The sequence below is a fragment of the Streptomyces sp. NPDC026092 genome (assembly GCF_040638605.1).
GTDB lineage: Bacteria > Actinomycetota > Actinomycetes > Streptomycetales > Streptomycetaceae > Streptomyces.
Genome location: NZ_JBEZYN010000006.1, coordinates 264961 through 284603 on the forward strand (window position 1 = coordinate 264961; position 19643 = coordinate 284603).

Annotated in this window: 20 protein-coding genes; 10 read left to right on the forward strand and 10 right to left on the reverse strand. The window is 70.1% G+C overall.

The window, feature by feature from the left end:
- The first annotated feature begins 284 nt into the window (after positions 1–284).
- Positions 285–3458, forward strand: a complete 3174-nt coding sequence (locus tag AB0F56_RS12560; protein WP_362007499.1) for a hypothetical protein — start codon at positions 285–287, stop codon at positions 3456–3458.
- Positions 3459–3544: 86 nt separating this feature from the next.
- Here the strand turns inward: AB0F56_RS12560 and AB0F56_RS12565 are convergent, their stop codons facing one another.
- The gene (locus AB0F56_RS12565; RefSeq protein WP_362007500.1) at positions 3545–5026 is read right to left on the reverse strand and encodes an alpha/beta hydrolase; all 1482 of its coding nucleotides are present in this window, start codon (positions 5024–5026) and stop codon (positions 3545–3547) included.
- Positions 5027–5328: 302 nt separating this feature from the next.
- Positions 5329–5544: a hypothetical protein gene (locus tag AB0F56_RS12570; RefSeq protein ID WP_362007503.1), complete on the reverse strand. Its 216-nt coding sequence runs from the start codon at positions 5542–5544 to the stop codon at positions 5329–5331.
- 126 nt (positions 5545–5670) lie between these two features.
- On the opposite strand from AB0F56_RS12570, the gene AB0F56_RS12575 reads away from it, so the two are divergent.
- The 7 genes from AB0F56_RS12575 (at position 5671) to AB0F56_RS12605 (ending at position 11472) form a co-directional block, all read left to right on the forward strand.
- Positions 5671–6513 (forward strand): helix-turn-helix transcriptional regulator, encoded by an 843-nt coding sequence (locus tag AB0F56_RS12575; RefSeq protein ID WP_362007505.1) that lies wholly within the window; start codon positions 5671–5673, stop codon positions 6511–6513.
- Entirely contained in the window at positions 6494–6763 is a 270-nt protein-coding gene (locus AB0F56_RS12580; protein WP_362007507.1) for a DUF397 domain-containing protein, read from the forward strand. The genes AB0F56_RS12575 and AB0F56_RS12580 overlap by 20 nt, the downstream gene beginning before the upstream one ends.
- A 560-nt stretch (positions 6764–7323) precedes the next feature.
- On the forward strand, positions 7324–7917 hold the full coding sequence (locus tag AB0F56_RS12585) for a hypothetical protein (protein ID WP_362007510.1): 594 nt from the start codon (positions 7324–7326) through the stop codon (positions 7915–7917).
- Between the two features lie 450 nt (positions 7918–8367).
- Positions 8368–8730: an RNHCP domain-containing protein gene (locus AB0F56_RS12590; RefSeq protein ID WP_362007512.1), complete on the forward strand. Its 363-nt coding sequence runs from the start codon at positions 8368–8370 to the stop codon at positions 8728–8730.
- A gap of 26 nt (positions 8731–8756) precedes the next feature.
- Complete coding sequence (locus AB0F56_RS12595; RefSeq protein ID WP_362007514.1) at positions 8757–9173, forward strand: RNHCP domain-containing protein; 417 nt, start codon at positions 8757–8759, stop codon at positions 9171–9173.
- Between the two features lie 743 nt (positions 9174–9916).
- Entirely contained in the window at positions 9917–10735 is an 819-nt protein-coding gene (locus AB0F56_RS12600) for a hypothetical protein (RefSeq protein ID WP_362007518.1), read from the forward strand.
- A 56-nt stretch (positions 10736–10791) separates the two neighbouring features.
- The gene (locus AB0F56_RS12605) at positions 10792–11472 is read left to right on the forward strand and encodes a Uma2 family endonuclease (protein WP_362007521.1); all 681 of its coding nucleotides are present in this window, start codon (positions 10792–10794) and stop codon (positions 11470–11472) included.
- Positions 11473–11492: 20 nt separating this feature from the next.
- Here AB0F56_RS12605 and AB0F56_RS12610 read toward each other — a convergent pair whose 3' ends face one another.
- Positions 11493–12128: a cysteine hydrolase family protein gene (locus AB0F56_RS12610; protein WP_362007523.1), complete on the reverse strand. Its 636-nt coding sequence runs from the start codon at positions 12126–12128 to the stop codon at positions 11493–11495.
- A 116-nt stretch (positions 12129–12244) separates the two neighbouring features.
- Between AB0F56_RS12610 and AB0F56_RS12615 the strand changes: the two genes are divergently transcribed.
- The gene (locus AB0F56_RS12615) at positions 12245–13291 is read left to right on the forward strand and encodes a GlxA family transcriptional regulator (protein WP_362007524.1); all 1047 of its coding nucleotides are present in this window, start codon (positions 12245–12247) and stop codon (positions 13289–13291) included.
- Here AB0F56_RS12615 and AB0F56_RS12620 read toward each other — a convergent pair.
- A complete protein-coding gene (locus AB0F56_RS12620) occupies positions 13266–13724 on the reverse strand; it encodes a DUF2000 domain-containing protein (RefSeq protein ID WP_362007526.1) in 459 nt (152 codons plus the stop codon). The two genes, AB0F56_RS12615 and AB0F56_RS12620, sit on opposite strands and share 26 nt — an antisense overlap.
- A 75-nt stretch (positions 13725–13799) precedes the next feature.
- On the opposite strand from AB0F56_RS12620, the gene AB0F56_RS12625 reads away from it, so the two are divergent.
- Positions 13800–14597, forward strand: a complete 798-nt coding sequence (locus tag AB0F56_RS12625; RefSeq protein ID WP_362007529.1) for an AraC family transcriptional regulator — start codon at positions 13800–13802, stop codon at positions 14595–14597.
- On the opposite strand, the gene AB0F56_RS12630 is transcribed toward AB0F56_RS12625, so the two are convergent.
- From AB0F56_RS12630 to AB0F56_RS12655, 6 genes are all read right to left on the reverse strand, one after another.
- Positions 14575–15498, reverse strand: a complete 924-nt coding sequence (locus tag AB0F56_RS12630; protein ID WP_362007532.1) for a hypothetical protein — start codon at positions 15496–15498, stop codon at positions 14575–14577. The genes AB0F56_RS12625 and AB0F56_RS12630 overlap by 23 nt on opposite strands.
- A 36-nt stretch (positions 15499–15534) precedes the next feature.
- Positions 15535–16083 carry a GNAT family N-acetyltransferase gene (locus AB0F56_RS12635; RefSeq protein WP_362007534.1) on the reverse strand — a complete coding sequence of 183 codons (549 nt, stop codon included), beginning with the start codon at positions 16081–16083 and terminating at the stop codon, positions 15535–15537.
- Positions 16080–16547, reverse strand: a complete 468-nt coding sequence (locus AB0F56_RS12640; RefSeq protein WP_362007536.1) for an SRPBCC family protein — start codon at positions 16545–16547, stop codon at positions 16080–16082. Before AB0F56_RS12640 ends, AB0F56_RS12635 begins: the two co-directional genes overlap by 4 nt.
- A gap of 178 nt (positions 16548–16725) precedes the next feature.
- Complete coding sequence (gene groL, locus AB0F56_RS12645) at positions 16726–18354, reverse strand: chaperonin GroEL (RefSeq protein WP_362007539.1); 1629 nt, start codon at positions 18352–18354, stop codon at positions 16726–16728.
- 354 nt (positions 18355–18708) lie between these two features.
- The gene (locus AB0F56_RS12650) at positions 18709–18912 is read right to left on the reverse strand and encodes a cold-shock protein (protein ID WP_005315736.1); all 204 of its coding nucleotides are present in this window, start codon (positions 18910–18912) and stop codon (positions 18709–18711) included.
- 429 nt (positions 18913–19341) lie between these two features.
- Positions 19342–19620: a MoaD/ThiS family protein gene (locus AB0F56_RS12655; RefSeq protein ID WP_361960523.1), complete on the reverse strand. Its 279-nt coding sequence runs from the start codon at positions 19618–19620 to the stop codon at positions 19342–19344.
- Positions 19621–19643 lie beyond the last annotated feature (23 nt).

Genomic DNA, 19643 nt, shown 5'->3' on the forward strand with positions numbered 1-19643 from the left:
GCCACCACCCATATCCGCGCGAATTCCACCACCGGTGACCCTTCAGGCGGATTGCCCTATTTGCCGGATGTTGCTCCTAATGGGTCATCAAAAAGCCTCACAGCAAGCAGAAATGGTCACTCAGCGCGCAACCTCCGTCACAACATCACAACTTCACAACTTCCTTATCTGTGGACAGACCGTGAAAGCCATGTGATCGTTTGCGCGCCTGTGCCCCGCGGTCCGCCGTCCGGGGCTGTCTGTGCTGTCCCCATTCCGCTTGGTCCCTACGGGAGTAGACCGCCGTGACCGCGCCCCGCCTGCTCAGCCCCTTCGTGCGCACGCGCACCAGGCTGGCCTGCACTCTCGGCCTCGTTCTGGCCGCACTCACCGCTGCCCTGTTGCCCTGGTGGCAACCGGAAGCTCCCCCAACGGCCCAGCGGACCCAAGGGACCGAGGCGAAGCCCGCCTCGACTCCCCTGCGCGACGAGCAGGCCGCCATGGCCCAGGCGCGACGCACGGGCAAGCAGGTGCTCGTCGAGACGGCGACGACCGCGACCGAGCTGACCTGGGCCCTGCCGAACGGCCGGCTCCGCTCCCAGATCCACGCCCTCCCGCAGCGGGCGAAGAACGCCCAGGGCCACTGGGCACCCATCGACAACACACTCAAGCGGACCGAGAAGGCTCCGCGCGGGCTCGGCGTCCGGCCCGTGAACGTGCCCCTTCCGGTGCGGTTCTCCAGCGGCGACGCCGAGACCTCCCGCGCCGACCGCTCGTACGCCCGGGCGCCGCAGCCCGGTGACACCGTGCTCGCCGAGATGGACATCGACGGCCACACCGTCGCGTACACCTGGCCCGGCGCCCTGCCCGAGCCCGTCCTCGACGGAGCGCGCGCCCTCTACCCCGAGGTCCTGCCGGGCGTCGACCTGCTCCTGGTCGCGCGCGAGGAGGGCGGCTTCGCCCAGGTGCTCGTCGTCAAGACACGTGAGGCCGCACAGCAGTCGGCGCTGAAGGACGTGACGTACGGACTGCGTTCGGACACGGCCCTGTTCAAGTACGTCGAGGCCGGCACGCGCGTACAGATCCTGGACAAGTCGGGCAAGGAGATAGGGAATCTCCCCACCCCGTTCGCGTGGGACTCCAACGGACGCGAACCCGGCAACCCCGATTCCGCGCTCCGCACCTCGGTCGCCACCTCCGCGGACGTGCTGAAGCTGTCGGGTCTGAGCGGCATCGAACCCGGCGCCAAGCAGGCTCCGGTACCCGTCAGGCTGGACGGCGAGGGCACCGGCAACGCGCGCCTGCGACTGCAGGCCGCCGCCACGGGCCTCTTCACGGACAAGGACACCCGCTTCCCCGTGTTCGTCGACCCGCCGATGAACACCGCCTGGCTGGCGTGGACGACCGCCTACCGTCCCTACCCCAACACCAGCTTCCACAACGGCACCAACTTCAGCTCCGGCACCTCGGACGCCCGCGTGGGGTACGAGAGCCAGACCGGCGGCCTGGGCCGCTCCTTCTGGCGCATGAACTTCACCAAGATCACAGGCGCCACGGTCTACTCCGCCTCGTTCAAGGTCCTGAACAACCACGCCTGGTCGTGCGATCCCATGGAGTACAAGTTCTATCTCACGGGTTCCATCTCCACCGGCACGACATGGAACGCCCAACCGGCCTGGGCCGACTACCTGCAAGGGAAGTCCTTCGCCCACGGCAATCTCACCTACGGCTGCAAGGACGAGTACGAGGCGTTCAACAACGCCAACGTCAAGGCCGCCGCGCAGAAGGCCGCCACCGCGGGATGGACGAACCTCACCTTCGGCCTGCGCGCCACGAATGAGAGCAGCACCCACTCCTGGCGCAAGTTCCGCGCGACCTCGGCCACGTTCGAGGCGGAGTACAACCGCAATCCGTCGGAACCGACGGGCGGGACCAGCACACCTGGCGGCGCATGCGTGCAGTCTCCGGGCGCCCGGACCATCGCGAAGTCGAGCGTGACCCTGTCGGCGAACGCGAAGGACGCCGACGGCAACCTGAAGCAGCTCCGCTTCCGCGTCACGAAGGTGGGAGAGCCCTACAAGGACTACGTCGGGACCACCAACGCCAGCGGCACCGCCTCCGCGATCGTCCCCAACCTGGTGCACGGAGCCACGTACACCTGGGTCGTCCGGGCCGAGGACCACATGAACCCGCAGGGCGCTTCCAGCTGGTTCCCGCTCGGCAACGAGGTCTGCCAGATCAAGATCGACACCACCGCGCCCACGGCGCCGGACGTGACGAGCACCGACTTCGCGGAGGCCACCTCCGACGGCCAGACCTGGGCCAAGGTCAAATTCGGCGGCACGGGCGCCATCACCTTCGAATCCGCGGAAGCCGCGAAGTTCCGCTACAGCTTCGAGGGAGTGGGCTCCACCGAGGTGGCCGCGACCAGCGGAAAGGCGACGATCGCCGCGCTGAAGCCGCCGCACGCCGGCCCCAACGGCCTCCAGGTCTGGGCCCTCGATGCCGCGGGCAACATCAGCGCGCGCACGGACTACGCCTTCTACGTCCGCCCCCGCGACACGGGCGACGGTCCCGGTGACGTGGGCGGCGACGGCATCGTCGACCTCCTGATCATCAACGCGGCCGGCCAGCTGGAGTCCCTCTCCGGCGGCCCGGAGGGCGAGCTCTACCAGGGCATGCCCGGCTCCTACGTCCTCAAGCCGGAGGACGACGACCCCGAGAAGCTCAAGGCGGTGGACCCGCCGCTCGGCTACTGGTTCAACCCCACCACCGGCAAGGCCGCGCTGATCTCCAAGTACCAGGACGTCTTCCCCGGCGACGGCAGCACCGACCTGTTCTCCGTGGCCCCGGACGGCACCTTCTGGCTCTACCCGGGCGACGGATACGGCACCTTCAACGTCGACGACAGGGTCGACATCCGGCTGCCGGCCGGCACCCCGGCACCGTCGACCTGGACCCAGATCAAGGCGGTCGGCGACATCACCGGTGACAAGTACACCGACGTGGTCGTGCGGGCGGGTGCCGACTTCTGGACCCTGTCCGGCTACACCGGCGGCACCTTCCAGTCGGTCACCCGCATGAGCGGCGACAACTGGACCAGCCGGGACATCGTCAACCTCGCCGACATCGACAAGGACTCCACCCCCGACCTGCTGTGGCGCGACGTCAGCACCGGCGTCATGTACATCCGCCACGGCAAGCCCGGTGCCGTCGCCGGCAGCGTGGACCTCAACTCGCTGATGACCTCGGCGAAGTCCCGCCAGGGTGACGTCCAGTACGGCGTGGCCTGGACGGCGACCAACGTCTCGATCGCCCTGGGCATCCCCGACGTCAACAACGACCAGGTTCCCGACATCTGGACCCGGGTCGGGGCGACCGGATACGTGAACATCTACCACCCGTCCACGACGAACACCAACGCTGCGGTCAAGCCGGTCCTCAGCGTCGACTGGCGGAACGTCAAGGCGTTCGGCTAGGGGAGCGTTCGGCTGGAGACGCAGGCAGACGGCGAGGCGCCGCCCACCATCCCGGTGGGCGGCGCCTCGCCGTCCTTTCCGGATCCCTAGCCGCAGTACGCGTCCCCCGCTGGCCGCTCCCCCGTCTTCAGGAACGTCGTCACGGCCGCGTTCCCGCACGCGTTGCCGTTGCCCAGGTACATCCCGTGGCCGCCCTTGTCGACGGTGACCAGCCGAGCGCGGGCGCCCAGGGCATCGCGCATCTTCAGGCCGCTCGTGTACGGCGTGGACGGGTCGCGGAGACTCTGGATCATGAGGATGTTGGAGGGGCCCCGGTCGGTGATCCGGGTCGGCTTCTCCGCCGGGGGCTGCCAGAAGGAGCAGGGGGTCATGTTGACCGGCATGCCCGCCGTCAACGGGTGACGGGCGCGGTCGACGGCCACGGCGCGTTCGTGCGCGCGGACCGATCGGGGCCACTTCACGTCGTTGCAGATCACGGCGACGCTGAGCGCCGCGTCCGAGTCCGGCATCGCGGCGGAGGACTGTGCGGGGAGGGCGGGCGTACTCTTCGGGTCCCTGGCCGAGATGACCAGTTCCGCGAAGGGCGCGAAGGCGGTGTCGGAGTAGAGGGCGTTCTGCAGGGCCTGCCGGAGAATGTTCCCCGTCAGCGGGACGCCCGGCGTCGTCGACTCCTTCGGCTCGTTGTCGAGGTCAGTCGCCAGGGCCAGAATCAACGGGCGTACTTCCGAGGGGCGTTCGGCCAGGCGCGAGTCGCCTCGCGCCGGGTCCGCCGCCCACCTCGCGAAGTCCGGGAAGCGGTCCTCCGCACCCTTCGCCATGTCCGCCAGCCAGCCCCGCGCAACCCGCTCCGGATTCGGGTCGGCGCTGCTGTCCAGGACCCAACGGTCCGTGCGGTGCGGGTACTTCGTCGCGTACACCGCCCCCACGTACGTCCCGTACGACACCCCCCACGCCGAGAGCTTCTCCTCCCCGAGCGCCTGCCGGAACCGGTCCAGGTCCCGGGCCTGGTTCGCCGTGGTGAAGCTGCGCAGGCGCTCGCCGCCGTTGCGCAGACAGGCCTCGGCGGCCCGCCGGGACCGTTCGACGTTCTCGTCGATCGACCCGTCCGCAGCCGGCCAGGACCGCAGGGTCACCATCCGCCGGTCCTCCGGGTCGAGCCCGCAGTTCGCCGTCGAACTCCCGCCGACCCCACGCGGGTCGAAGGCAACGAGGTCGTACGCCCCGCCCAGCTCCTCCCCCAGCGCCGCACCCTTCTGCGACAGCCGCTGCACCCCGGAACTTCCGGGCCCTCCCGGGATCACGGCCAGCGTCCCGCGCCGCGCCTCGGGCCGCTCGCTGCGGATCCGGGAGACGGCCAGGGAGAGCTGGGGCCCGGCCGGCTTGGCGTAGTCCTGCGGTACGGAGAGGGTGGCGCACTCCTGGCCGAGGCCGGCCGGTCCGCAGGGCTCCCAGGAGAGGCCGGGCAGGGCGGCCGCCGACGCGGTGGCGCCGGGGGCCACGGTGAGGGTGGCCGCGACGGCGGCGGCCGAGAGGGCGAGAACCAGGCTGGTGCGTCCGTAAGTCGTCATGGGTGAAGCCTCTTCGATCAGGCGCGCATGCCCCATCCGGCCGGCAGGCGGACCGGAGGTGGGGTCAACCCCACCTGGCAGCGGGGCACTTCAGGGCAGTCGCCCGTCACGGTTGATCGCCCGCACCCGGGCCCGGAGCACGTCCCCGGGCGGTGCGGGACTGAGCAGCTCGGCCGGACAGTCCCACTCCCGCCCGCCACCGGGCGGCCTCAGCTGCACATGAGGCCCTACGCACCCCATGACCCGCCCGATCCGCCCGTCACGCGCGTCCACGACGTACGCCCCGACGTTCGCCTCGCGGTTCACCGACGGACCTCGTTCAGTACGGCCGCGAGCCGCAACGCGGTGTCGACGTTGCACCGCCCCAGCTCGACCAGCGGATACGCCTCCCCGGTCCCGGCCATCGTGAGCGGGTCGACCCCGAGGGAGGGCAGGGCGACGCCGAGGGCGTCGAACTCACCCTTGAGCTGACTGACGACTTCCTGAACGGCTTGCAGACGCTCAAGCGAAGTAGGCATTTTAGGGGCCTTTCCACTCTGTGTATCGGTTTCGACTACACCGAGTGTCCGGATGGAGAAGACTGGGGAACAGTGGTGCAGCCCCAACAACCCCAGATGTGCAAGCGGGAGTTGATGACCATGGCCATGGCCGGACAGAGGAAGCCAGACCCGTCGAGCTCACCCAGGGCGATAATCGGCGCCGAACTGCGCCACGCGCGGGAACGGAAGGGCCAGAGCCAGGAGGCGCTGGGCGAGTTGCTCTTCGTGAGCGGCTCGTACATCGGCCAGATGGAGGCGGGTACGAGACGGATCCGGCCGGAGATCGCGTCCCAACTGGACGAGGTGTTGGGGACGGGCGGGTTCTTCGTCCGGAACTGCCGGGCGGCGAACAAGTCGCGCTATCCGGACCACTTCGCGGAGGCGGCGGAGGCGGAAGCGATGGCGGAGGCCATCAAGGAGTTCGCACCGCTGCTGATCCCCGGCCTGATGCAGACACCGGCGTACGCGAGGGAGGTCTTCCGCGCGTACCAGCCGACGGCCCTGGACGAGAAGATCGACGAGTTGGTGGCGGCGAGGCTGGACCGGGGCCGCCTGCTGGACGACCCAACAAAGCCGTTGTTGTGGGTGGTGTTGGGTGAGGCGGTACTGAGACAGGAGGTGGGCGGCCCGGCGGTGATGGCGGAGGCGTTACGGCATGTGGCGGGCCTGGCGAGGAAGCACAGGGTGATCGTGCAGGTGCTGCCGTTCGGGGCGGGGGCGTACGGCCCGATGACCGGCTCAATGAAGTTGATGACCTTCGAGGATGCCCCGCCCCTGGTCTACCTCCAGGGCCTGGGCACAGGCCGCCTTGAGGACGACCCGGCCGCGGTCGCGCGCCACTCGCTCACCTACGATCTGCTCGGGGCCGCGGCGCTACCACCCCGTGAATCCCTGGCCCTGATCGAGTCCGTGGCGGAGGATTACGCCCATGAAGATCAACAGTCCTGAGTACGACTTGAGCTCGGCGATCTGGTTCAAATCCAGCCACAGCGACGGCAGCGGAGGTAACTGCGTCGAAGTCGCCACCTGGCGCAAGTCCTCGTACAGCGGTGGCGACGGCGGCGACTGCCTGGAGGTCTCCGACGACCACCCCGGCATCGTCCCCGTACGCGACTCCAAGAACCCCGACGGCCCGAAGCTCGCGTTTCGGACCGCCGCCTGGGCCACGTTCATCGAGGGCGTCACGGGACCCCGCTGAGTGAACCGAGTCGGGGACCAACCGGTCGGCCGGCACGCGCACAGCCGACGCGCACCCCCGGTTGGTCTCTGACCATCCTCGGCGCTGACCACCCCCGCGAGCCTCTGGCGGGGCCGCCCTCTCTCCGAGTGTGGCGGGTTCCACCGGCGCCTCAAGGGCGCTCCCTACGGTCGCGTCGCTCCGCGATGGCCTTCGGCCACCCTTGACCCGCCGCCTCCACCCGCCCTTTCACACTCGGAGGGCGGCCCGGGGCGTGGCCACGCGGGCAGGCCGGGCATCGCTCCGGCGGCAGGGCGAGCTGCGGCCCGGTGGGGTGGGGGCCGGGCATCGCTTCGGTCGGACGGGGCTCTCTCGCCCGGTGGGTGGGGGCTCGGTTTGGGGCCAAGGAGGGAAAGCCGGTGCCGGTCGGCTCGGGGTGCGCGGCAGTGGCATGGGGCGGTGGCGGCACCGGCTCAGCGGCGGACGGCCGTCGTGGGGCCGGGATTCATGCCCCGCCGGTAGCCGCCCGGTGGGGGTGCGCCACACTCACGTGAACCGACCGCCCAATTGCAAGGATCACGGTGGAATCGACGGCACGGAACCCCCGGAAGCGCGCACGCGGCCTTGCGCTGGCGGCGGCACTCCTCGCCCTGGCCGCGTTGGCCGGCTGGTGGTGCAGCCAGGACGGCGGTCTGGTGCTGGTGGCGAAGCTGTTCCATCACCCGTTGCTGTTCGGCGTGCTGGTCGTGGGACTGCTGACGGCGGCCGTGTTCGTCGGGGTGCGCAGCCTGGTCGTCCGCATCCTCACCGGCATCGCGGCCGGGCTCGCGCTTGTCGCGGCCTTCCCCTTCTTCCTCTTCGCTTCCATCCCTTCGGAGACCTCGGACAGAACGGCCCCCGGCCGACCCGACCGGCACCTCGTGATCGAGGAGGGGTCGGCGATGATCGACCCGCTCTGGTGGGTCTACGTCGACGAGGGCTGGGGCCCGGCCCAGCGCCGCTGGAAGGTGGGTTACTTCAACGGCGACGCCTTCACCAACGGCCTGCACGAAGCCTCTTGGACGGGCCCCAACCAGATACGCCTGGTCACCGGGGACTCGACCGAGTCTCAGGTCCATCTCATCGACCTCGACCCCGAGACCGGCAAGCCTCTGCGCACCCTGACGATGGGCTAGCCGCCAGACGTCCCTAACTGCCCCCAACTCCGCCCCCAGGTGCCGAATCAGCACTCCGTGCCCGGAATATCCAGAGCGTTACCGCGAGTCCGCTGCACTTACTGCGACACACACCATTCCGGGAACCGCACGCCGTCCACGGGCGGCGAATAATGCGTTGACGCTCCTGGGAGGTGCCTTGTTAGCCTCAAGGGGTCGTTCTGATTCGTTCTGGGCCTGTGTGCCCTGGAAAAGAGTGTTTGATGCCCCGGCCCGCGCCGAGTGCGCCTCGCCGTACCGCGTAACCGTCCGCCGCCTTGCGCTGCCTGCTTCTCCGGGTGGCTGCCGGACGTGTCCTCCGGTGCTATGACCTGCCCGTTTGCCGTTCTGCGGCATTCTCGGGCTGCCTTCTGACGAGGCCACTCGGCCTGCTCTTGCTGTCCTGATCGACTTCCAGCAAGGAGCACCCGGGTGTCCAGCAACACCACCAATACCTTCAGCCTCAACACCTTCACCTGCGCCTGGTGCGGGCTGACCGCGTCCGCGTACGCCTCCGACGGGGCGCCGCGCAACCACTGCCCGTCCTGCCTGCACTCCCGGCACGTCCTCGACCACATCGAGGGCGGCGCCAGCGACTGCGAGGGCCGGATGTCCCCGATCGCCGTCGCCGTGCTCCGCACCGGCGACTGGAGGGTGATCCACCGCTGCGTACGCTGCGACGAGCTCACCTCGAACCCCGTGTGCGCGGACGACAACCAGCTCATCTTGATGCGCATGGCCGTCCGCCCGTTGGCCCAACCACCTTTCCCGCTCGAAGCGTTCGGAACCCTCTGACCGCCCGACAGGAAAGGAGCACCACCATGCCACGCAACACGAGCAGTCGTCGGCGGCTCCGTCCGCAGCGACACAAGGACGTCCTCCACACCCAAGGAGGACACCGGGCGAACGACTTCCGGTGCACGTCCTGTCGGCTCGACGTGTCCCTGGACGCACCCGGCACCGCGCATCGCAACCACTGCCCCAACTGCCTGGCCAGCCTGCACGTCGACCGGAAGATCCCCGGTGACCGCGACGCGGACTGCCGGGGGCGGATGGAGGCGCTGGGCATGTCCGTCCGCCCGGACGGCGAGTGGATGATCATCCACCAGTGCGTCTCGTGCGACGAACTCAGCGCCAACCGCATCGCCGGCGACGACAACCCCCTCGCCCTGCTCCGCCTCGCCCTCAGGCCCCTCGCCGACCCGACGCACGCCGACCGCGCCCTGCTCACCCTGTGATCCCACTCTGGCGGCCGGCGGCGGGGCCCACCATCACCGCCCTCGGCCGCACCCCCACCGGACAGTCACCGGCGGGGCATGAGCCTCGGCCGCCCACCAGCCGACGGCCGCCGAGCGCAGCCGGGCCGCCCCACGCCACTGCCGCGCACCCCACCCAACCCGCACCAACTCCCCCACTCCCCGCCGCAAACCAAGCCCCCACCCACCGGCCGGAATCCAAGCTCCCGACCGGAGCGATACCCGGCCCCCCACCCACCGGGCGGCAGGCCGGACTCGTGACCGCAGCGATCCCCGGCCTCCCCCGTGGCCACGCCCCCGGCCGCCCCCCGAGTAGAAACCGGCGGCCGGAGGTGGTGGGTCAAGGGTGGAGCGCAGCGGAATCGGCGCAGCCGACGCGACCGCAGGGAGCGCCCTTGACGCACCGCCGGAGGTCGCCACACTCGAAACGAGGGCGGCCGCACCAGAAACCCGCGAGAACCCCATGCCAGCCACCCCAGAGACCCGAAGCTCAAGCTCCGAGCTTCGAGCCCTCTTCTACGGAAGGGGTATGGGCTCGGTAATCAACCCGCCCACCCACCCCCGGAGTTGACTCTCCGCGAGCAACTTGCCACCCAGCGTCATATGCCTCTACGGTGAGTGAACACGTCCATAAGACGGTCCATAGGACATAAGAACGGCCCCCGCCGGTGCGCCAACACCTGCGAGGGCCTCACCAACCAGATCGAAAGCGAAGTTCTCGATCGATGGCTAACGCCGAGCTTAGTGCTGAGCCCCACCCCCTCGCCAACCCCGGTTACGGCAAGCGTGCCGCGCCGTACGAACGCCCCCGCACCGACACCGACTTCGCGCACCTCCGGCCCCGCGAGGCCGCCATCGCCGCCTACATCGACCGGTTGGCCGACGGCAGCGACATCTCCGTAAAGACGCTGGCCAAGCACCTCCCCTACGGACAGTGCGCGCTGCGCACCGCCCTCACGCGCATCACACGCGCCGGCCATCTGCGCCGGGGTCGCGAGTGCCTCGACGGTCTCTGGATCACCCGAACGTGGTGGTCCCGTACGGCCCGCGACGACGCGTGGTGGTCGGCCTTCCAGCGCGGCGACGTCCCGAAGCAGCGGCCCACCCGTTCCCGCGCCTACGTCCTCCTCGCCGCCCTCGGCCGTACGAACTCCGCGATGTCCCTCTCCCACGCGGAGTGTCAGGCCCTCGCGCCCCTGGTCGACGAGTGGTTCGCCCGGGACGCCACCGAGGACCACGTCACCCGCGCCCTCACCACCGGCCTCCCGACCCCCGTCCACCACCCGGCTGCCCTCGCCCGCACCCGCCTGACGGCGAAACTCCCACCGGAACCGATCCGCCGCCACGACCACCGCGACCGACCACCCCTCCGCCTCCTGGAGTGCGCCAAGTGCGGCGCCCCCGCCTACGCCGACCTCCTCCGGGACGGCGAATGCGGCCCCTGCCGCGGCGAGCCGGCGCCGAACCACCGCACCGTCCTCCCCGCCGCCCGCGTCCGCGCCCACGCGGCGGCCATCCGCGCCCGAGAAGGGACTCAGCCATGACAGTTCAGCTCAGCCGCACCGACGACGGGGCACGATGGAGGGGAGGAGGCGACGCCATGACCCCCAGCCCCGCCGATGACCGCCCGGACGACATGTCGATCGAGGACTTCGAGGAACTCGCCGACCGCGCTCCCGAAGGCGTGAAGCTCGAGTTCCTGAACGGCCGACTGGTCGTCAAGTACGGGCCGATCGACGTCGAGGACTTCAAGGAACTCGCCCGAGTTGCCCCTGAGGGCGTCACCCTCGAACTGATCAACGGAGAACTGAGGGTCAAGCCCATGCCGGACGGCGATCACGCGGAGATCTACATGTGGCTCATGCGCCAGTGCATGCAGCACCGTCCCGACCTCGGCCTCTACCCGGAGTCGGGCATCGCGATCAAGACGTACCGCAAGGGTTGCGTGAAGCCGGACGGAACCCTGGTCCCACTCGGACACTTCGCGGCCAAGGGGGAGTGGAGCGACCCCGACGGGGTTCTCATGGTTGTCGAGATCACCTCTTACGACTCCGACACCCACCGCCGCGACCGCATCGAGAAGCGCGACGGCTACGCCGCCGCCGAGATCCCCGTCTATCTCCTCGTCGACCGCGACGCCGGCTCCGTCGTCGTCTTCAGCGAACCCCGCCACGGCGTCTACCAGCACCGCGCCGCGTACCCCTTCGGCGACACCGTCCCCCTCCCCGGCCCCGTGGGCATCGTCCTCGACACCGAGAAACTCAAGGACTACGCCCACTGAGGTGCCCTCCCCGGCCGACCTCAGCCCAGCTCCGCCCCCGACCCGACCACCACCCCGTACAGGTCACCGATCGTCGCCAGCGCACTGTGGTGGAGCTGCTCGGCGGCAACGATCGCGGCCCCCGCGGCCCCTGCGACCCCCGTACGCAGGGGTCGGGTCGCGCAGGCGTCGGCGACGACGGTGGGGCGGTTTCCGCGCAGGAACGCGCCTTCGGCGGTGAACGTCACGCACATGTGGGTCATGAACCCGGCGATGACGACGTCCTTGTGACCTGCCGCGTCGACGTGCTCGGCCAGGTCGGTGTTCACGAACGCGTTCGGGACCTGCTTCACGACGACGGCCTCGCCCTCGACGGGTGCCACGCTCGGGTGGATCGCGCCGATCTCGGCCCGGATGTCGTACGGGGTGCCCTCCCCGCCGTCGTTGACGACGTGGATCACCGTCGCGCCCGCCTCGCGCGCCCGCCCGAGCAGCTCGGCCGCCGCTTCGAGCGCGGGCTGCCAGCCGTCCAGCTCCATCACGCCGCGCGTGTAGGTGTTCTGGTAGTCGACGAGGATCAGCGCCGCGTCGGCGAGTGACGCGGGCGTGTTGTCGAAACCGTTCAGCTCGCGGAGTGTCGTAGACCCACCAGTGGTCGCGGTCGTGGTCGTACCCATCGAAGTAGCCCCTCTCTCAGCGGTATTCGCTTCGTCTGAAACGCTATGGCCGACCACGACACGTCGGCAATGTCACCCAACTTGCAGATACGGACATCGAGAGAGAGCCCTCGCGCATGAGCCCCAGCCCAACCCCCGTGGAGCGCCTCATCGTCATCGTCCTCTTCGACGGCGTCGACCTCCTCGACGTCACCGGCCCGCCCGAGGTCTTCGCGCTCCTGCGCCGCGAGACGGAGGACGCGGCCGGCTACCGCGTGCTCCTGGCCGCCGAGACCATGGACCCGGTGACGACGTCAGCGGGGGTACGGATCCTCCCCGACGTCACCTTCGACGAGGCGGCCACCCGTAGGACGGACACCCTCCTCGTCCCCGGCTCCGTCGAGGTCCAGACCGACGCGGACGGTCAGCGGCGCGTGCACGCCCTCGCCGACCCGGCGGTCGTCGACCGGGTCCGTACCCTCGCCGCACGCACCCGCCGCGTCACCTCCGTCTGCGTCGGCGCGCACATCCTCGCCGCCGCCGGACTGCTCGACGGCAAGCGCGCCACCACCCACTGGTCGACCGCGCGCCAACTCGCCGCCGAGCACCCGCTGGTCGAGGTCGACGCCGACCCGATCTTCATCCGCGAGGGCGACGTGTGGACCGGCGCCGGGATCAGCGCCTGCCTCGACCTCTCGCTCGCCCTCGTCGCCGAGGACTTCGGCGAGACCGTCGCGCTGCGCGTCGCCCGCCAGCTCGTCATGTACCTCAAACGCCCCAGCGGCCAGAGCCAGTTCAGCGTCCCGCTCGAACCGGTCTCCACGACCCGGCGCGTCGAGGACCTGCGCCACCACATCACCCGCCACCTCGCCGAACCCCTCACGGTCGACGACCTCGCCGCGTACGCGAACGTCAGCAGCCGCCAGCTCACCCGGATCTTCAAGGACGAACTCGGCATGACCCCGGGCGTCTACATCGAGGCCGCCCGCGTCGAGCGCGCCCGCGCCACCCTCGAAACCTCGGACGACACCCTCGAACGCATCGCGTCCACCTGCGGCTTCGGCACGACCGACACCCTGATCCGAGCCTTCCGCCGCCGCCTCGACACCACCCCGACCGAATACCGCCACCGCTTCCGTACAGAGCCGAGGGCGGAGCCTACGGGTGCATCCGCGCGCCCTTGAGCGCCTTGTCGACCGCGTTCCGCGGGCCGTACACGGCGAGTCCGACCACGTCGAGGCCGGCCGTCGGGACCGCGCGCACCGCGGCCCGGTTGTCGCGGTCGTTGCCGGTGGCGAAGAGGTCGGCGGTGAAGACCGCGCGGGGCAGGGCCCGCGACAGAACGCGGGCGTGCGCGGCGGTCAGTGTCTCCTTCGACCCCTCGAAGACGAGGACCGGCTGCCGGAACATCGGCAGATACGGGACGTCGTCGGCGTCGGCGTACGGCTCGCCGATCACCTCGGGCAGCTCGGTGCCGAGGCCGCTGACCAGGAACGCGGTGACGTTCAGCCGCTGCCAGGTCTCCAGGTCGTCCCGCAGCAGCACGGCGATCTTGTTGTCGAAGCGTACGGGCGGGTTCGTGTCGGTGCTCGTGTCGGTGCTCGTGTCACTGTTCATGCTCTGAGACTGCCCGTCGCCCCTCGGGCCGTTCTTGTACGTTCTTGGCATGGTGGCAAGGTGACGCGTGAAACGGTGACCGCTTGGCGCCCGCGGATCCCCGGGGTCGTCGAGGTCTTCCACGCCCACTTCACCGAGCACGCGTACCCGATGCACGTCCACGACGCCTGGACGCTCCTGATCGTCGACGACGGCGCGGTCCGCTACGACCTCGACCGGCGCGAGCACGGCACCCCGCACGACACGGTCTCGCTGCTCCCGCCCCAGATCCCTCACAACGGCTCCCCCGCCACCGACCACGGCTTCCGCAAGCGCGTGCTCTACCTGGACCTGACCCAGCTGGACGAGAGCTTCATCGGCCCGGCCGTGGACGGCCCCGACCTCGCCGACCCGCGGCTCCGCGCCCGGGTCGCGCGGCTGCACGCGACGCTGGCGCACCCGGGCGACGAGCTGGAGGCGGAGAGCCGCCTGGCCCTGATCGCCGAACGCCTCCGCGGCCACCTGCGCCCCCGCCTCACCCCCGCCCCCACGGTCGCCGCACGAAGCGTGGCGCACACCCTGCGGGAGCTGCTCGACGCCCGGCTGGAGGAGGGCGTGAGCCTGGAGGAGGCCGGGCGGCTCCTGCACGCCCACCCCACCCACCTGGTCCGGGCGTTCACCACGGCCTTCGGCATCGCCCCGCACCAGTACGTGACGTCCCGCCGCGTCACCCGGGCCCGCGGCCTGCTCCTCGCCGGCCGTCCCGTCGGGGAGGTGGCCACGGCGACGGGCTTCTACGACCAGTCGCACCTGACCCGGCACTTCAAGCGCCATGTCGGCACGACACCGGGGCGGTTCGCTCGGAGCACGCTCAGAACCCGCTCGCGCAGCTGAAGCCGCCCCCGCTGTACCCGCCCGACCCGCTCGTCCCGCTCCCGCCCGTGCTCCAGCGTGAGGGGGAAGGGGGCGGCGGGGGCTCGGTAAGGGTGCGGTAGTTCTCGTAGAACAGCTCCTGCCACCAGTTCCGGAACGCCACGCCCACCTCCCGCCGTGCCTCCCGCAGCGCGGCGCGGTCCCAGACGACGTCGGGCAGGTTCAGGTCAAGGAGCGCCCGCCGCAGCCCCGCCAGGTCGACGCGCGCGCCGTCCCCGCCCCGGGCCTCGGCCGGCAGCTCGACGCTGCGGACGTCGTGCCGGAAGACGTGCACCGTGCGCCGGCCGTCCCCGGCGCCCACCACGCACCAGCCCCACACCGCCCGCTCCGCGAGCCGCGCCCGCCGCCCGCGCTCCTCCGCCCTCAGCCGCTCCCGCTCGCGGATCTCCGCCGCCACCCGCTCCTGCTCGGCCTGCACCACCGCACGGATCTCCTCGCCGACCGGCGCGTACGCCGCGAAGGCCTCCTGGAGCAGCCGCTCGTACCGCCCCCGCGCCTCCTCCCAGGCGTCGAGGGCGCGCCGCAGGGCCAGCGGCCTCCGCCACGGGAGGGCGACGACCCGGGCGTGCGCGGCGCGGAGTTCGGCGCTGATCGCGTCCACGGTCCTGACGTGGACGACGGCGGCGTTCACCCAGCGGCGGCACTCCTCCGGGGTGCACGGGACGACCGCCCCCGTGGCGTCGCGGAGGCCCGGGGTCCGTACGGAGAAGTAGGGGCCTTCGAATCTCTCGGTCAGGAGATAGTCGGGAAAGTTCTCGTAGACATGGACCTTCCCCTCGACCCGTACGACCTGGTCCACACCGTCCTGACGGCCTGACAGCTCCCAGTAGTGGGAGAGGTGCGGTAACTCCGAGCGACGCATCGGCTCCACCCCCGCGGGTCCGGTTCCCCCCTCCCCTTACCCAGGGCGGCCCGCCCGCACCCGCCCGTACATCACCATGTCCCGCCGCTCGCCGCCCACTTCCTGCCAGGACCGCAGCAGTCCCTCCCGTACGAACCCGGCCCGCTCGGCCGTCTTCACCGACGCCTCGTTCCACGGTTCGAGGAGCAACTGAAGCCGGGGGATACCCAGTTCGCCCTGCGCCCAGGCGCTCACCGTCGTCAGCGCCGCCGCCGCGGCGCCCTCGCCCCGGCAGGAGGGGACGATCCAGTAGCCGAGGGTCGCGCGGCCCTCCGGCAGGTCGCGCAGCCAGAGGCCGATCATGCCCGCCGGGCGGGCGTCGCGGCGGCGGACGACCACGAAGGAGTAGCCCGCGCCCGACTCCGCGCGGCTCCACTGCCGGCGTACGAACGCCTCGCCCTCACCCTCCGAGTACACCGGCGGGACCGTGTTCGTCAGCGGGATGTACGGGTCCGTCGACGCCTCCTCCACGAGCGGCAGGTCCGCCCGCTCCCAGGCCCGCAGCTCGTACGGCCCCGCGTCGAGGCGCGGCACGTCCAGGCTCACATCATCTCCAGGTACACCGCGAGCCGGTCGTACTCCTCCTTGATCCCGGCCTCCATGCCCGTCGCGAGCGCCTGGTCGCGGATCTCCGTCGACGGCCAGATCGAGGTGCTCGTGAGCGCCGTGCCGCCGTCGGGGGTGTCGTCGAAGGTGAGGGTGACGTGCACCGCCGGGCCCGGCATCAGCTCGAAGACCTCGGTGTAGACGAGGCGCTCGTTCGGCAGGATCTCCTCGTACGTTCCGGAGAAGACGATCTCCCGGCCGTCGGGCGCCTTCTGGCCCCAGCGCCACGCGCCGTCGACCCGCAGGTCGATGTCGCAGACGGTCGTGGGCATCGCGGCCACGCCGTACCACTGGCGGACGTGCTCGGGCCGGGTCCACGCCTCCCAGACGCGGGCGGGCGGGGCGTCGAAGGTGCGGGTGATCACCAGCTCGCGCTCGGTCGGTGTCGTCAGCAGCGTGATCATGGCTCGCTCCCACCTTCCGTAGGCCTTGCGCAGACCTTCCGTAGGCCTTCCCTGGACCTTCCGTAGCCCGTGCGCCGCCCCCCACCCCACCAGCATCACCCCGAACGCCCGAGGGCGGCACCCCCAGCAGGGAGTGCCGCCCTCAGTCGCGTACAGCGAGGAGCTACTGAGCCGAGGCTCAGAAGTCCATGTCACCGCCCGGCATGCCGCCCGGAGCGGCCGCGGAGGCCTTCTCCGGCTTGTCGGCGATGACGGCCTCGGTGGTCAGGAACAGCGCGGCGATGGAGGCCGCGTTCTGCAGCGCGGAACGCGTCACCTTCGCCGGGTCGATGATGCCCTCGGCGATGAGGTCCACGTACTCGTTGGTCGCGGCGTTCAGGCCGTGGCCGACGGGCAGGTTGCGGACCTTCTCCGCCACGACGCCGCCCTCGAGGCCGGCGTTGACGGCGATCTGCTTCAGCGGGGCCTCGAGCGCCAGCTTGACGATGTTGGCACCGGTGGCCTCGTCGCCCGTCAGGTCCGCCTCAAGCTTCTCGAAGACGTTGGAGGCCTGGAGCAGGGCCACGCCACCACCGGCGACGATGCCCTCCTCGACGGCCGCCTTCGCGTTGCGAACGGCGTCCTCGATGCGGTGCTTGCGCTCCTTGAGCTCGACCTCGGTCGCGGCACCGGCCTTGATGACCGCAACACCGCCGGCGAGCTTCGCCAGGCGCTCCTGCAGCTTCTCGCGGTCGTAGTCGCTGTCCGAGTTCTCGATCTCGGCGCGGATCTGGTTGACGCGACCGGCGACCTGGTCGCTGTCACCGGCACCGTCGACGATCGTGGTCTCGTCCTTGGTGATGACGACCTTGCGGGCGCGGCCCAGCAGGTCCAGGCCCGCGTTCTCGAGCTTGAGGCCGACCTCCTCGGAGATGACCGTGCCGCCCGTGAGGATGGCGATGTCGTTCAGCATGGCCTTGCGGCGGTCGCCGAAGCCCGGAGCCTTGACCGCGACGGACTTGAAGGTGCCGCGGATCTTGTTGACGACCAGGGTCGACAGGGCCTCGCCCTCGACGTCCTCGGCGATGATCAGCAGCGGCTTGCCCGACTGCATGACCTTCTCCAGGAGCGGGAGCAGGTCCTTGACCGAGGAGATCTTGGAGTTGACGATCAGGAGGTACGGGTCGTCCAGGGACGCCTCCATACGCTCCATGTCGGTGGCGAAGTACGCCGAGATGTAGCCCTTGTCGAAGCGCATACCCTCGGTGAGCTCCAGCTCCAGACCGAAGGTCTGGGACTCCTCGACGGTGATGACGCCTTCCTTGCCGACCTTGTCCATCGCCTCGGCGATGAGCTCGCCGATCTGGGTGTCGGCGGCGGAGATGGAGGCCGTGGAAGCGATCTGCTCCTTGGTCTCGACATCCTTCGCCTGCTCGAGCAGGGCGCCGGAGACGGCCTCGACGGCCTTCTCGATGCCGCGCTTGAGGGCCATCGGGTTGGCGCCGGCCGCCACGTTGCGCAGGCCCTCGCGGACGAGCGCCTGGGCGAGGACGGTCGCGGTGGTCGTACCGTCACCGGCGACGTCGTCCGTCTTCTTGGCGACTTCCTTGACCAGCTCGGCGCCGATCTTCTCGTACGGGTCCTCGAGCTCGATCTCCTTGGCGATGGAGACACCATCGTTGGTGATCGTGGGGGCGCCCCACTTCTTCTCGAGGACGACGTTCCGGCCCTTGGGGCCAAGGGTGACCTTGACGGCGTCGGCGAGCTGGTTCATCCCGCGCTCGAGACCGCGCCGTGCCTCCTCGTCGAACGCGATGATCTTGGCCATGTGAAGTGGTCCTCCCGGACATGGGGTGGATAACGCTCCAGGACCGCGCCGACGCCCGCGACGGACGGCCTGCGTACCCGGCGGTTCCTTGCCCCACCTGGCCGCGGACCTCGTCTGCCCGATCCTCGTAAGCACTCTCACCTTCAGAGTGCTAACGCCAATGATTAGCACTCGGCCCATGCGAGTGCAAGCGACTCCCACAGATCGAGAGACGGCCCTTGCGCACCCGGCCACGCACGCGCGGGCCCACCGACGCACCCCGCACACGCACGAGGGGTCCGCATCCCGGTCAGGATGCGGACCCCTCGGCGTGAGAACGCGTGAGTGCGTACGTGGTGGCCGATCGCGCCGTGCTCAGACGGCGAGCTTGACCATGTCCGCCTGCGGACCCTTCTGGCCCTGCGAGATCTCGAACTCGACCCGCTGACCCTCTTCGAGGGTGCGGTATCCGTCCATCTGGATCGCGCTGTAGTGGACGAATACATCCGCACCACCGTCGACCGCGATGAAGCCGTAGCCCTTCTCCGCGTTGAACCACTTGACGGTGCCCTGAGCCATGCCTAACTCCCCTATTACTGGCCCTTGCGCGGGACCCGCACTTCGCGGACCCGGGTCAGACCCTGCGCCGGAACGCGTCGACCGCGGCTGAATGTATCTGCCCAACTGCCCTCTGCAACAGGTCAATCGGACGAGAATTCTGGGCACGGCGTAAAGGAGAATTCCGGAGAATTGAATGAATTCCGGGGCAAGTCGGGCCCGGCAAAGCGCGCAGAAGGTACAGATCGTTCGCGTACTTTGGCTGCTTCTTGTCGCGTGCGGACGCATTCTCATATGCGGCTGGCACGGAGCAGCGCGGCGAAGCCGGGGGGACTTCCCCAACTCTACCGCGTTCAACCATGCAGAATTGCCCCCTCCGCTTCTCTCGCGGAGGGGGCAATTCGGTTACTCCGGGTAACTTAAAGGCGGATCCAGAGCGGATCCGACGGCTCAGCAGCCGCCGGCGACCGCCGGGATGATGGAGACGCCCGCGCCGTCCGGCGTCGCCGTCTCCAGGCCCTGCTCGAAGCGGACGTCGTCGTCGTTCACGTAGACGTTCACGAAGCGGCGCAGCTTGCCCTGGTCGTCCAGGACGCGGGCGGCGATGCCCGCGTGGTTCTTCTCCAGGTCGGAGATGACCTCGGACAGGGTCGCGCCCTCCGCCGGAACCTCGGCCTGGCCGCCCGTGTAGGTACGGAGGATGGTGGGGATACGGACCTTGACGCTCATGTGCTGCTGCCTTCCGTGAACGG

What these genes read in the sequence shown, in the direction of transcription:
- AB0F56_RS12565 (WP_362007500.1), bottom strand. Translation starts at nt 5,026, where the DNA reads ATGACGACTTACGGACGCACCAGCCTGGTTCTCGCCCTCTCGGCCGCC.
- AB0F56_RS12570 (WP_362007503.1), bottom strand. Translation starts at nt 5,544, where the DNA reads ATGCCTACTTCGCTTGAGCGTCTGCAAGCCGTTCAGGAAGTCGTCAGT.
- AB0F56_RS12575 (WP_362007505.1), top strand. Translation starts at nt 5,671, where the DNA reads ATGGCCGGACAGAGGAAGCCAGACCCGTCGAGCTCACCCAGGGCGATA.
- AB0F56_RS12580 (WP_362007507.1), top strand. Translation starts at nt 6,494, where the DNA reads ATGAAGATCAACAGTCCTGAGTACGACTTGAGCTCGGCGATCTGGTTC.
- AB0F56_RS12595 (WP_362007514.1), top strand. Translation starts at nt 8,757, where the DNA reads ATGCCACGCAACACGAGCAGTCGTCGGCGGCTCCGTCCGCAGCGACAC.
- AB0F56_RS12600 (WP_362007518.1), top strand. Translation starts at nt 9,917, where the DNA reads ATGGCTAACGCCGAGCTTAGTGCTGAGCCCCACCCCCTCGCCAACCCC.
- AB0F56_RS12605 (WP_362007521.1), top strand. Translation starts at nt 10,792, where the DNA reads ATGACCCCCAGCCCCGCCGATGACCGCCCGGACGACATGTCGATCGAG.
- AB0F56_RS12610 (WP_362007523.1), bottom strand. Translation starts at nt 12,128, where the DNA reads ATGGGTACGACCACGACCGCGACCACTGGTGGGTCTACGACACTCCGC.
- AB0F56_RS12615 (WP_362007524.1), top strand. Translation starts at nt 12,245, where the DNA reads ATGAGCCCCAGCCCAACCCCCGTGGAGCGCCTCATCGTCATCGTCCTC.
- AB0F56_RS12620 (WP_362007526.1), bottom strand. Translation starts at nt 13,724, where the DNA reads ATGAACAGTGACACGAGCACCGACACGAGCACCGACACGAACCCGCCC.
- AB0F56_RS12630 (WP_362007532.1), bottom strand. Translation starts at nt 15,498, where the DNA reads ATGCGTCGCTCGGAGTTACCGCACCTCTCCCACTACTGGGAGCTGTCA.
- AB0F56_RS12640 (WP_362007536.1), bottom strand. Translation starts at nt 16,547, where the DNA reads ATGATCACGCTGCTGACGACACCGACCGAGCGCGAGCTGGTGATCACC.
- groL (WP_362007539.1), bottom strand. Translation starts at nt 18,354, where the DNA reads ATGGCCAAGATCATCGCGTTCGACGAGGAGGCACGGCGCGGTCTCGAG.
- AB0F56_RS12650 (WP_005315736.1), bottom strand. Translation starts at nt 18,912, where the DNA reads ATGGCTCAGGGCACCGTCAAGTGGTTCAACGCGGAGAAGGGCTACGGC.
- AB0F56_RS12655 (WP_361960523.1), bottom strand. Translation starts at nt 19,620, where the DNA reads ATGAGCGTCAAGGTCCGTATCCCCACCATCCTCCGTACCTACACGGGC.